Here is a 13,248-nt window from a genome sequence, read left to right as displayed (position 1 = left end):
ATGGCGACCTGGTTGAATTCCGCACCGGTTAACGCCGCGATTTCCACCACAGCAGCGCAATTGCCACCGCAAAAATCGCGCCGAAACCGATACCGGTTGCCACGGCTGGCGCGCCCAGCTTAATCGCGATGGTGTACAGTCCCAGCATCACCAACATCGCGATGTTTTCACCGAAATTCTGCACCGCTATGGCATTTCCCGCGCCGACAGAATCTTTGCCGCGCTCCTGCAGCAATGCATTGAGTGGCACCACGAAGAAACCGCCCAGCGCACCAATCACCATCAGCACCAGGTAGGCGTTGAGCAGGCTGGCTTGCAGTGAGAACACCACCACCATCACGCCGATCAATATCCCTGCGGGCATACAGCGGCGCACGGTCTGCAGCGTGACCAGTTTTGCCGCTGCGGCCGCCCCGATCACGATACCAATCGCCACCATGGCATTGAGGGTTGTCGGCGTTTTATTGTCGGTGATGCCGAGCGCCACCGGCACCCACAGCACCAGCAGAAAACGCAGCGTTACCCCTGCCCCCCAGAACATACTGGTGCCGAGCAGCGAGAAACGTGTTTCTCCGTTGCGCCACAGCAGCAAACCCGAATCCGCGAAGCTGCGCAGCATCGCAGCGAAGTGCCAGCTTTGCCCGGGTCGCGCCGCCAGCAGCTTAGGAATAAAGATATTCGCCACAACCGCCAGCGCGTAAGTGAGTGCACACACAATCAGTGCCGCCAGCAGATTCCAGTCAGCGAGAATCCCGCCCGCCACTGAACCGAGCAGGATGGCCGCAATGGTCGATGACTCCATCAGCCCATTGGCCTTGACCAGTCGCTCACCGCTGGTGATCTCGGTCAGGATGCCGTATTTGGCTGGCGAATAGGACGCCGCGCCGATGCCCACCAGCGTGTAGCCGAGGAACGGGTTAAACCCAAAACAGATAATCAGTGCCCCCAGCAGCTTTAAGCTGTTGGCGAACATCATCACCCGCCCTTTGGCAAAGCTGTCTGCCATCTGGCCGACAAAAGGCGCGAGCACGATGTAAGTGGCCACAAACATCATCTGTAATATTGGCTGGCTCCAGTCGGGATAGAGCTGGCTTTTCAGTACCGCCAGGGTGGCAAACAGCAGCGCATTGTCGCCAAAGGCCGAGAAAAACTGTGCCACAATCACCGCCATCATGTTGCGTGACAGCAAAGGTGAATCCGGGTTAACTGCCTGGCTCATGCCTGTTCCTCTCCGGCCAGCTGTTTCAGGCTGACGTAGTCTGGTTTGCCACTGCCGAGCTGCGGCAGCTGTTTCATAAAGCGGATGTCACGCGGCACCGCGAGTTCTGGCGCGCCAATGTCACGTGCGGCTTTGAGCAGCCGATCGCGGCTCAACTCGGTGTCAGTAGTAAACAGCACCAAGGCTTCACCGCGATGACCGTCCGGACGCAACGAAGCTGCATGCTGTTTGTCGCCGGAGGCTTTCAGGGCAATCTGCTCGACGCTCTCCAGTGACACCATCTCACCGGCGATTTTAGCAAAGCGCTTAGCTCGGCCCTGAATCTGGCAGAAACCGCCCTCATCGAAGCTGACGATATCGCCGGTATCGTACCAACCCGGCTCCATCTCGCCTTCGCCGTTATCCGCCACTGGCTTCTCCAGCACGCCCGGATTCTCGACGCGTAGGTAGCCGTTCATCACGTTTGGCCCGCGCAGTTGCAGGCGACCGCCCTGCTCAATGCCCGGCACCGAAATCAGGCGCGAATCCATACCCGGCAGGATTCGCCCCACGGTGTGCGTTTTCGCCGCCATTGGTACGTTGATTGCCACCACGGGTGCGCACTCGGTGACGCCATAACCTTCAAGGATGCGAATGCCGTACTTCTCCATATAGATCTGGCGTGTGCCTTCCTGCAACTTTTCAGCTCCCGCCACCACGTAGCGCAGTCGCGCAAAATCATACGGGTTGGCAAAGCGCGCATAGTTGCCGAGGAAGGTCGAGGTACCAAACAGCACGGTGCAGTTACGGTCATACACCAGCTCCGGCACGATGCGGTAATGCAGCGGACTCGGATAGAGAAACACCTGTGCGCCGGTCAGCAGCGGCGTGAACAGGCCAACTGTCAGGCCAAAGGCATGGAACAGCGGCAACGCCGACATAAAGCGGTCACGCGGGGTGAAGTCCGCCACGGTACGGATCTGTTCAACGTTGGCCAGCAGGCTTTTATGCGAGTGCACCACGCCTTTAGGATTGCCTTCCGATCCCGAGGTGAACAGCACCATCGCGGCGTCTTCCGGCTGCTGCGGGACCTGCGCACGGCGTGGCATCAGCAAGTGCGCCACAATCCACAGCTTGTCTTTGAGGGTGACGGTGTCTTTCAGGTCTTCCAGGTAGATCCACTGCACTTCCGTGAGCCCCTGCGGCAGATGCCACAAGTTGCCCTTTTCGAGGAACTGACGTGAGGTGAAGACGGTTTTCACCTGTGAAGCGGTCAGCGCTGCACGCATGCCGTTCACGCCTGCGGTGTAGTTGAGCATCGCCGGAATGCGTCCGCGCAGCGAGGCACCCAGAATCGCTGCCGCTGTCACGGTGGCATTCGGCAGCAGCAAGCCAACATATTCGCCCTGCTGGCTGTAACGCTCAAGTATACGCCCCACACCCAGCGACTTTTTCAGCAGTCCGGTGTAGCTGTCCGGCTTGAAATTGATGTCTTCGATGCACGACTTGGTCAGGCCATAGCGCTGACGTGCATTGAGAAACGCCTCAAACAGTGTTTCACGAGGACGCACCGCCATACGCGCTTCCATCATCACATGATGTAAATGCTCACCCGCCAGCTGGCGACGATCGCGCGCGCGTTTGGCTTCAGGCATCGGGATAATGGTGGCGGGCAATACGCTTAAGGTGATGCGCGGGAACAGGCGACGCTTGAACACGCCCGCCAGGCGACCAAACGGCGTGTATTCCGCGCCCTCAATGCGCATCGGCACCACGGTGGCGCCGGATTTCGCCGCCACAAAGCCCGCACCGCTGTAGATTTTCATCAGTGAGCCGGTGACGGTGATACGCCCTTCCGGGAAGATTACCACCGGACGGCCTTCGTTGATCATGCGCACCAGATGTTTGATCGACATCGGTTTGGTGGGATCGAGGGGCACAAAATCGATGATCGGCTTGAGGAGGCGCATAAACCACTGATCGCTGATCGACGAATAGACGGCGAACACCGGTTTGATCGGCAGGAACAGGGCCACCAGCACGCCATCCAGGAATGACATGTGGTTGGGGGTGATCAGCACTTTTTCTTTATGCAGAGCGGTGAGATCGCCACGCAGTTCTATCCGCCATAACAGGCGGAAGAGGAAACGCAGAACAGTGAATAGCATGCCAACTCCTTAGCAGCGGTAAAAAATGGCTCTTACCTTGCAGGATCTGGCGATTTTCGACAAGTAGCGCGGTGATTTATCGTGATGAATTCAGGTGCGCATCAATGCGCTCCCCAGGGCTTTGTAGAGCCGCCATTTATGCCGCCATGCTCGTCAGTTAAGCACTCAGGCTGCTTATTCATAAGTGGCCTGTCTATTCAGTGCGGGCTCTGCCGCCACTACTGCCCCCTCTGGGCCGTCCTCGCGCCGCTGAAGCGGTACCTTCGACTTCCACGTCGTGCCGGACCGTTCGCGGATGACCATCCATGGTCGGCCGCGAACTGCCCCACGCCTCCCCGCGTGGGGCTCCTGGCCCAACGTAAAAGTCTCAGCGCTGCGGATAACCCTGAGGGGGCAGCAGAGGCGTCATGGCCTCAGGCAATGTGCCCTTTTTAACAACACGCACTGAAGCTAATGAGCCGTCTGGGGCCGCACCGGGGCAGGCATCCGCAGCGCTGAACGGCGTGAGTATGCCAGGAGAGCCCGCAGGACGCGGGCGAAAGGTGGCGCTGGAACATGGATGTTCCATCGGCACCGGCCCGTAAGGCAGACGAGTGAAGTGAAGGTACCGCGTAGCGGCGCGAGGACCGCCGGCCCCGGTGCGGCCCCAGACGGCGTTATAGTCGGTCGCTTAGCAGACAAGCATGACGCCATTGAGGGCGTTATCGTCAGTCCTTAACAGACAAGCATGACGCCATTGATGGCGTTATCGTCAGTCCTTAACAGACAAGCATGACGCCATTGATAGCGACCTGCCGAATGATTACGCCGTTCTAAAAAAATTACCCCTGCCAGCCGCCGCCCAGCGCGGCAATCAGCTCCACGCTGCTCACCCACTGCGTGCTCTGCAACGATAACAGGCTCTGCTGCTCGGTCAGGCTGCTGTTTTCGGTGGTCGCGACGTCGAGATAATCAATCATCCCGGCATCATACTGATTGCGCGTGACCCGCGCCGACTCTTGCGCGGCTGTGGTGGCTAACTGCTGCGACGCGATCTCGCCCTGCAGCGTATTCAGCTGCACCAGATAATCTTCCACTTCACCCATCGCGGTGAGCACCGACTGGCGGTAATCCGCCACGCTGGCGTCATAGGCGGCGCGCGCCTGCTCCACTTTGGCGGAAGTAGCCCCGAAGTCCAGCAGCGTGCCACTCAGCTCTGGCCCTAACGACCAGACGCGATTCGGCAGCGAGAACAGGCTGTTGATCGCCGACGAACTGACGCCGCCGCTGGCGCTTAACGTCAGGTCCGGGTAGTAACCGGCAATCGCTACGCCGACTGCAGCATTGGCGGCGGCAACGTTACGCTCGGCATAGGCGATATCCGGCCGACGCTGTAGTAATGCCGAAGGCAGGCTGTTGGGAATGGCGGGCAGCGTGGCGTTCAGCTTCGCCACCGGCAGGGAGAAATCAGCAGGCGCACGCCCCAGCAGCAGCGCAATGGCGTGCTCTGACTGCGCGCGCTGCCACTGATAATCCTGCGCCGTGGCACGCGCGCTTTCCAACTGCATCTGCGCCTGTGCCAGCGTGGCACGTGATTCACTGCCCGCTGAATACTTATTCTGAATCACCGTCAGATAACGCTGGTAGGCGTCGATGCTGCGCTGATACAAGGCAATTTTTTCGTCGAGAATACGCAGCTGGAAGTAGTCCTGCGCCAGCTCCGATTGGGCACTGAGCGTGATATTCGCCAGCTCGGCCTTACTCGCTTGGGCGCTGGCTTTGTTCTCTTCCAGCGTACGGCGCAGCTTGCCCCACAAATCCAGTTCCCAGCTGGCGCTGAGATCGGCGGCGTGCGCGTTGCTGACGCTGCGCTGCCCGGTGGCGCTGGAACGGCTGCCGCTGCGTGTGCTGCTGGCATCGTAACTCACCGAAGGGAACAGCGCGGCGCGTGACTGCGACGTCAGCGCCTGGGCTTCACGGTACTGTGCCGCATAGCTGGCCACGTTTTGGTTGGAGATGCTCACCTGGCTCAGCAGACTGCTAAGGGTATCGTCGTGATACACCAGCCACCATTCCCCCTTGCTTTGCGCATCCTGCGGCGTGGCCTGCTGCCAGCCTTTGGCCTCTTTAAAGTGGGTTGGCATCGCCATCGTGGGGCGTTGATAATCAGGGCCAACAGCACAACCCGCCAACAGCAGCGCCATCACGATTGGCGTCAATTTTAGAGACATTTTCATCTATCAGGATTCCACATGGCGCATCCGCTGCCACTGACGTTTGGTGGCACGGCTTAAACGATCAAGCCAGAGATAAACCACTGGCGTAGTAAACAGCGTCAGCAGCTGGCTCAACGCCAAACCGCCGGCAATCGCCAGCCCGAGCGGGCTGCGTAAATCGGCATCGCCGCCGCTGCCCAACGCCAATGGCAAGGCACCAAAAAAAGCGGCCAGCGTGGTCATCATGATCGGGCGGAAGCGCATTAAACAGGCCTGAGTGATCGCCTGCTGCGGCGACATGCCTTTAGTGCGCTCAGCGTGGATCGCAAAGTCGATCATCATGATGGCGTTCTTCTTCACGATACCGATCAGCAGAATAATGCCAATCAGCGCGATCACCGTCAGTTGGGTGTTGGTGAGCAACAGCAGCAGCAGTGCGCCCACCCCCGCCGACGGCAGCGTCGAGAGAATGGTAATCGGGTGGATATAGCTCTCATATAGCACGCCCAGCACGATATACACCGCTGCCAGCGCCGCCAGAATCAGCCAAGGCATGGTGGCGGTGAGCTGGGCGAAGGCCGCCGCCGTACCCGCGAAGCCAGCCTGAATGGTGGATGGCAGACCGAGTTGCGCCATCGCCTGTTTGATCAGTGCCTGCGCCTGCTCCAGTGACACGCCATCGTTGAGGTTAAACGCCACCGTGCTGGTCGCCGACTGGCCCTGATGCGCCACCGACAGCGGTGCATTACCGCCCACAAAGCTGGCAAACGCGGAGAGCGGCACACGATCGCCGCTGTCATTGATCACGTAAAGCTCTTTGAGTATCTCCGGATCGCGGGTGTAGCTGCTCTGCAACGACATCACCACGTGATACTGATTCAGCGTGTGGTAGAGCGTGGCCACCTGACGCTGGCTAAAGGCGTTGTTGAGCATGGTATCCAGCATCTGCACATTCACCCCCAGACGTTTGGCGCGGTCGCGATCGATATTGATCACCACTTCCTGCCCACCGGTTTGTGAGTCGGAATCCACACTGTTGAGCTGTGGGATCGCCGCCAGCGCCGCCTGCACTTTAGGCGTCCACTCACGCAGCACATCCAGATCGTCCGCCTGCAAGCTGTATTGATAGGTGGCGTTGGCACTGCGCCCACCAATATGCAGATCCTGCGCGGCCATCAGGAACATCTGCGCACCGGCAATATGACTGGTCTTCATACTCAGGCGGTTCGCCACTTCGGTGGCGGTGGCATCACGATCGCTGAAATCTTTCAGGCGCACAAAGAAGTTGGCGCTGTTGCGCGAGCCAAACATACCGCTGCCCATCGACGACATCACACTCTCGACCGCCGGATCGGACTGGATGATTTTGGTGAACTCCAGCATCTTCGGCTTCATCGCCTGGAACGAGATGTTCTGGTCGGCGCGCAGTGCACCCATCAGTAGGCCGGTATCCTGATTGGGGAAGAAGCCTTTCTGCACCACAGAGAACAGGAACAGATTGAGCAACACCGTCAGCACCAGGCTGAACATGGTGATTTTCTGGTGTGCCATCACCCACGCCAGACCACGCGAATAGGCCGCCAGTAATCCGTTCAACTGGTTTTCGATAAACTGGTAGAGCGGGTGCGGGCGTTTACTCACTTTCGGTTTGGGCTTCAGCAGACGCGCACACAGCATCGGCGTCAGGCTGAGCGAGACGAACATCGAGATCAGCAGCGAGATGGTCAGCGTCACGGCAAATTCGCGGAACAACCGCCCAACAATACTGCCCATCAGCAAGATCGGAATAAACACCGCCACTAATGACATGGTCATGGAGAGCACGGTGAAACTCACCTCCTGCGCGCCCTTCAGCGCCGCGCGCAGTGGACTCAAGCCCTCTTCGATATGGCGGGTAATGTTCTCCAGCACCACGATGGCGTCATCCACCACAAAGCCGGTGGCAATAATCAGCGCCATCAATGACAGGTTATCGAGGCTATAGCCCAGCAGATACATAAAGGCGCAGGTGCCAATCAACGACACCGGCAACGCCAGCGCCGGGATCACCACCGCCTGCACGTTGCGCAGGAACACAAACACCACGGCGATCACCAGCAGCATGGCAATCAGCAAAGTCTCTTCGGTGTCGTAAAGGGATTCACGTACCGTGGGCGAGCGGTCCACCACCACTTTCAGTTGGGTATCGGCCGGCAGATCCTTCTCCAGCGCCGGTAACTGCGCTTTGATGGCATCAATGGTGTCGAGCATATTGGCACCGGCCTGGCGCTTAATCCCCACCATCACCGACGGCATTGAGTTCAGGAAGCCCGCCTGATACTGATCCTCGACTGAGTCGTAGACGGTGGCGACATCATGCAAACGCACCGCTTTGCCATCTTTATAGCTGACGATTAGGTTCTGATACTGTGCCGCTTTGTCTAACTGACCATTGCTGTCCACCACCCATGACTGACTGCTGCCTTGCAGAATGCCCTTGGGTTTGTTGGTGGTGCTGTTGGCAATCGCTTCGCGCACTGTATCCAGTGAAATACCGTATTGCGTCAGCTTGAGCGGTTGCAGATCGATGCGCACCGCTGGCAAGGCACTGCCCATCAGCGACACTTCACCCACGCCTTTGACCTGCCCCATCGCCTGCTCGATTTTACTTTCGGCGAGGTCGTAGAGTTCACCCGGCGTGCGCGTGGCCGACGTCAGCGCCAGCATCACAATCGGCGCATCGGACGGGTTGGCTTTGCGGTAGGTCGGCAGTGATTCCATCGAACTCGGCAGCAGGCTGCGTGCGGCATTGATCGCCGCCTGCACATCGCGCGCCGCGCCATTAATATCGCGGTCGAGGTCAAACTGCAAAATCACCGTGGTGGAGCCCTGCGAACTGCTCGAGGTCATCTCCGTGACGCCGGCAATCTGCCCCAGCGAACGTTCCAGCGGGGTGGCGACCGTGGCCGCCATGGTTTCCGGGCTGGCACCCGCTAAACTGGCGCTGACCATGATGGTGGGGAAATCCACCTGCGGCAGCGGCGCCACCGGCAGCAGCCGATAGCCCAATACGCCGAGCAGCATGATCGCCAGTGTCAGCAGCAGCGTGGCGACCGGGCGGAAGATAAACAACCGGGTTAAATTCATTGCTCGTCTCGCACCTGCTGCTGCTTGCGTTGCATATAACGCTTGCCACGCTGCGCAATACCATCAAACCACAGGTAGATCACCGGCGTAGAGAACAGCGTCAGCACCTGGCTGACAATCAGCCCGCCGACAATCACCAGGCCCAGCGGCTGACGCAACTCGGCACCGGAACCCGACGCCAGCATCAATGGCAGCGCACCTAATAATGCCGCCATGGTGGTCATCAGAATCGGACGGAAACGCAGTAAACAGGCCTGATGAATCGCATCACGCGCGCTCATGCCCTGTTTGTTTTCGGCCTCCAGCGCGAAGTCGATCATCATAATCGCGTTCTTTTTCACGATACCGATCAGCAGGATCACCCCGATTAACGCAATCAGGCTGAATTCGCTACCCGCCAGCAACAGCGTGAGCAGCGCCCCCACCGCCGCTGAAGGCAGCGTGGAAAGAATCGTCACCGGATGAATAAAGCTCTCATACAGGATGCCCAACACCACATACATGGTGATCAACGCCGCCAGAATCAGCCACAGGGTATTGCCCGTCGCGCTCTGGAACGCCGAGGTTTCCCCCTGGTAGCGCAGCGTAATACTGGATGGCAAATTGAGCTGCTGCGTCACCTCGGCAATGGCTTTCTGACCATCTTCCAGCGAGTAACCTTTGTTGAGATTGAATGACACCATCACCGCCGGGAACTGATTCAGGCGCATATGCATCAGCGATCCGGTGCGTTCGTGGATGGTGGCGATCGAGGTGAGTTTCACCATGCCCGTTGTGGTGGTGTCCGACGTGGTACTGCTATCCGATGAAGAGGAAGAGCTGCTGCTCGACGAACTGCTGGTCGTGCTGCTGGTTGATGAACTGCTGGTCACCGGCAGATACACATCATCAAACGAGGCCGGTGACTGCTGATACTGCGGTGCCACTTCCAGCACCACGCGATACTGGTTCGCCTGGGTAAAGATGGTAGAGACCAGACGCTGACCGAAGCTGTTGTAAAGTGCGGTATCCACGTCTGATGCCGTAATACCGTAGCGTGCAGCCTTGTCGCGATTGAGTTCCACATAGGCCACACGGCCCTGGTCTTGCAGGTTGCTGACCACACCGTTAAATTCCGGGCGCTTCTGCAAGGCGGCGATCATCTTCGGCGTCCAGCTCACCAGATTTTCACTGTCGGCATCATCGAGGGTAAACTGATACTGACTCGGGGTGACCTGATCGTTCACCGTCAAATCCTGTGCCGGTTGCAGATAAAGCTGAATACCTGCAACCTGCTCTGCTGCCTGCTGTAGCTGCTTGATCACCACATCGGCTTTATCATCACGCTGATCAAACGACTTAAGGTTGATCTGGATGCGCCCGCTGTTGAGGCTGGTATTACTACCGTCGATACCAATGGTCGAGGACAAGCTGTCCACGGATGGATTCTGCAAAATCACTTTCGCCAGCGCTTGCTGGCGCTTAGACATCTCGCTGAACGAGACATCCTGCGACGCCACGGTCACGCCCTGGATCAGGCCGGTGTCCTGCGTCGGGAAGAAGCCTTTGGGGATGGCGATATACAGCAGCGCCGTCAGTGCAAAGGTCGCCAGCGCTACCAGCAGCGTCAGCTTTTGGTGGTTCAACACCACCGTGAGCAGGCGATCGTAACCGCGCACCAGCTTATCGAACACCTCCCCGCCCTTACGTGAGAAGCGTGACTGCTTCTCTTCCGGGATGTGCTGCAACAGATAGGCACACAGCATCGGCGTCAGCGTCAGTGACACCACCATCGACACCAAAATCGATACCGCCAGGGTAATGGCAAACTCACGGAATAAGCGCCCGACCACATCGCCCATAAACAGCAGCGGGATCAGTACGGCAATCAGCGAGAACGTCAGGGAGATGATAGTAAAGCCAATCTGCTGGGAGCCTTTTAGCGCCGCCTGCATCGGCGTTTCGCCCTCTTCCAGCCGCCGCGAGATGTTTTCCACCACCACGATGGCATCGTCGATAACAAAGCCGGTGGCGATGGTCAGGGCCATCAGTGACAGGTTATTCAGGCTGAAATCGGCCAGATACATCACGCCGAAGGTACCAATCAGCGACAGCGGTACCGCCACGCTGGGGATCAGCGTCGCCGCCACGTTACGCAGGAACAGGAAGGTCACCATCACCACCAGCGCCACCGACAGCATCAGCTCAAACTGCACGTCACTGATCGAGGCGCGAATGGTTTGGGTGCGGTCCGACAAAATCGTCATCTTCACGCCATCGGGCAGTGCCGCCTGCAAGGTTGGCAGCTGCGCTTTGATGCCATCCACCACCTGAATCACATTGGCGCCAGGCTGACGCTGTACGCTGATGACAATCGCCGGGCTGTTGTTCGCCCATGCAGACTGGAAGGTGTTTTCCGGGCCCTGTTCGATATGGGCGATATCTTTCAGGCGCAGTGCGGCACCGTTCTGATAAGTGATGATCAGATTGCCGTACTCGTCGGCGGTGCGCAGCTGATCGTTGGCATCAATGGTGACCGAATGGTATTTACCATCAAAGCCACCTTTCGAGCCGTTGACGTTGCTATTGCTGATCAAGGTGTTGACGTCTTCCAGCGTCAGGTTGTGTGCTGCCAGCGCTTTGGGGTCCATCTGCACACGAATCGCCGGTTGATGTCCACCCGCCAGCGTCACCATGCCCACGCCGTTAATTTGCGACAGCTTGAGCGCCACGCGGGTATTGACCAGATCCTGCACCTGCGTCAGCGGCAGATTGTCGGAACTGGCCGCCAGCGTGATCACTGCCGTGTCCGCCGGGTTGACCTTCTTGTAGGTCGGCGGGTTCGGCAAGTCACTCGGCAGCAGGTTATTGGCGGCATTGATCGCCGCCTGTACTTCCTGCTCGGCGACGTCCAGCGACAAATCGAGGCTGAACTTAAGGGTGATGATCGATGAGCCACCCGAGCTGGTGGAGGTCATCTGGCTTAACCCGGCCATCTGACCAAGTTGGCGCTCCAGCGGTGATGTCACCGAAGACGCCATCACATCGGGGCTGGCACCAGGATAGAGCGTGGTGACCTGAATCGTCGGGTAATCCACCTGCGGCAGCGCCGAGGTGGAGAGGAATTTGTAGGCAAAGATCCCGGAGATCAGCACGCCAACCATCAGCAAAATGGTGGCAACGGGACGCTGAATAAAGAGACGAGACGGATTCATTTTTTGGCCGCTGCGGCAGTTTTGCTGTCATCGGCCAGAGAGACTTTACTGCCGTTGGTTAGACGATCGATGCCCTCCGTCACCAGACGATCGCCCGGCTCTACGCCTTTAAGGATCGCCTGCTGGTCTTCGCCAAACGCAGGACCGGTGGTGACCGCTTTGCGTGTCACGGTGTTGTCTTTGCCAATCACAAACACAAAGCTGCCATCGCTGCTGAGTTGCAGCGCCTGAGCAGGGATCACCGTGGCATTTTTCAGCACGTTGGTTTGCAGGCGCAGGTTGACGAACTGGTTAGCAAACAGCGACTCATCCTCGTTAGGGAATGACGCTTTCAGCTCAATGGTGCCGGTGCTGGTATCAATTTGGTTGCTGATAAACTGCACCGCTCCCTCTGCCAGTTGAGTGCTGTTGTCTTGGTCAAAGGCGACAGCGGGCAGACTCTGACCGTTGTGCAGGGCTTTAGTCAGCTGAGGGATATTACTTTGCGGCACGCTAAAGGTCACGGCGGCAGGCTGCATCTGAGTCACCACCACAATGCCGGTGGTATCGGTGGTTTGCACCATATTGCCCGGATCGACCAGACGCAGACCGACGCGACCGCTGACCGGAGAAGTGATACGTGCATATTCGATATCCAGCTTAGCGCTGGCGATCTGCGCCTGGTCCGCCGCCACCGCCCCTTTGTACTGGCCGACAGTCGCGGTTTGCGTGTCGAGATCCTGGCGCGACAAGGAGTCCTGCGCGGCCAGCTTTTTGTAGCGCGCCAGCGTCAGTTCCGCGCTTTTCAGCAGCGCCTGATTTTGATTGAGATCGCCCTGATACTGCGCCAGCGTGGCCTGATAGCTACGCGGATCGATCTGCGCCAACAGTTGTCCAGCGGCAACCTTCTGGCCTTCAGTAAAGAACACTTTCTCCAGTTGACCGGCCACGCGGCTGGTCACGGTGACGCTGGCATTGGGGATCACTGTACCGAGCGCATTGAGATAGACCGGCACATCGGCGGTGCTCGCCACACCACTGTGCACCAGGGTGGCGCCGCCCATCATCATTGCCATGCCCGGCGGCCCACCGGCACCGCCGCGATGGCCACCATGTTTACCACCCGGCGCACCGCCTGGCGGCATGCCTCCCGGTGGCATGCCCCCCCGCCCGCCGACTACACGCCAGATCACGCCCGCGACAATCAAAAGCACAATCAAAATAAACAGCCATTTAAGCCAGCGGAAACGCGATTTGCGAGGGGAGTTAATTGTCATCGGACTCTTCAGATAAACAGGAAAAAGGAAAATCCCCTGTTAAGTCAGGGGATTATTTCAAAGGAAAATCATCACTGCTTGTATTATCGACTGAAGTGCCATGGAATTTCC

At 58.4% G+C, this 13,248-nt stretch carries 6 protein-coding genes; all 6 read right to left on the bottom strand.

What is annotated here, in order from left to right:
* Window positions 1–28: 28 nt before the first annotated feature.
* Window positions 29–1,219, bottom strand: coding sequence for a lysophospholipid transporter LplT (gene lplT / locus LK04_RS03175; RefSeq protein WP_039333219.1), 1,191 nt, complete (start codon window positions 1,217–1,219; stop codon window positions 29–31).
* A complete protein-coding gene (gene aas / locus LK04_RS03170) occupies window positions 1,216–3,366 on the bottom strand; it encodes a bifunctional acyl-ACP--phospholipid O-acyltransferase/long-chain-fatty-acid--ACP ligase (RefSeq protein ID WP_039333218.1) in 2,151 nt (716 codons plus the stop codon). The genes lplT and aas overlap by 4 nt, the downstream gene beginning before the upstream one ends.
* A gap of 821 nt (window positions 3,367–4,187) precedes the next feature.
* Window positions 4,188–5,582, bottom strand: coding sequence for an efflux transporter outer membrane subunit (locus LK04_RS03165; RefSeq protein WP_039329046.1), 1,395 nt, complete (start codon window positions 5,580–5,582; stop codon window positions 4,188–4,190).
* Between the two features lie 3 nt (window positions 5,583–5,585).
* Window positions 5,586–8,687 (bottom strand): efflux RND transporter permease subunit, encoded by a 3,102-nt coding sequence (locus LK04_RS03160; protein ID WP_039329045.1) that lies wholly within the window; start codon window positions 8,685–8,687, stop codon window positions 5,586–5,588.
* Complete coding sequence (locus LK04_RS03155; RefSeq protein ID WP_039329043.1) at window positions 8,684–11,881, bottom strand: efflux RND transporter permease subunit; 3,198 nt, start codon at window positions 11,879–11,881, stop codon at window positions 8,684–8,686. Before LK04_RS03155 ends, LK04_RS03160 begins: the two co-directional genes overlap by 4 nt.
* Window positions 11,878–13,137, bottom strand: a complete 1,260-nt coding sequence (locus LK04_RS03150; RefSeq protein ID WP_039329042.1) for an MdtA/MuxA family multidrug efflux RND transporter periplasmic adaptor subunit — start codon at window positions 13,135–13,137, stop codon at window positions 11,878–11,880. The genes LK04_RS03155 and LK04_RS03150 overlap by 4 nt, the downstream gene beginning before the upstream one ends.
* Between the last annotated feature and the right edge of the window lie 111 nt (window positions 13,138–13,248).

Source organism: Pantoea vagans (genome assembly GCF_001506165.1).
Taxonomy (GTDB): domain Bacteria; phylum Pseudomonadota; class Gammaproteobacteria; order Enterobacterales; family Enterobacteriaceae; genus Pantoea; species Pantoea vagans_C.
Note: the sequence above shows the minus strand (reverse complement) of the source record. Positions and strands in the feature narration are given on the sequence as shown.

What these genes read in the sequence shown, in the direction of transcription:
- lplT (WP_039333219.1), bottom strand. Translation starts at nt 1,219, where the DNA reads ATGAGCCAGGCAGTTAACCCGGATTCACCTTTGCTGTCACGCAACATG.
- aas (WP_039333218.1), bottom strand. Translation starts at nt 3,366, where the DNA reads ATGCTATTCACTGTTCTGCGTTTCCTCTTCCGCCTGTTATGGCGGATA.
- LK04_RS03165 (WP_039329046.1), bottom strand. Translation starts at nt 5,582, where the DNA reads ATGAAAATGTCTCTAAAATTGACGCCAATCGTGATGGCGCTGCTGTTG.
- LK04_RS03150 (WP_039329042.1), bottom strand. Translation starts at nt 13,137, where the DNA reads ATGACAATTAACTCCCCTCGCAAATCGCGTTTCCGCTGGCTTAAATGG.
- LK04_RS03160 (WP_039329045.1), bottom strand. Translation starts at nt 8,687, where the DNA reads ATGAATTTAACCCGGTTGTTTATCTTCCGCCCGGTCGCCACGCTGCTG.
- LK04_RS03155 (WP_039329043.1), bottom strand. Translation starts at nt 11,881, where the DNA reads ATGAATCCGTCTCGTCTCTTTATTCAGCGTCCCGTTGCCACCATTTTG.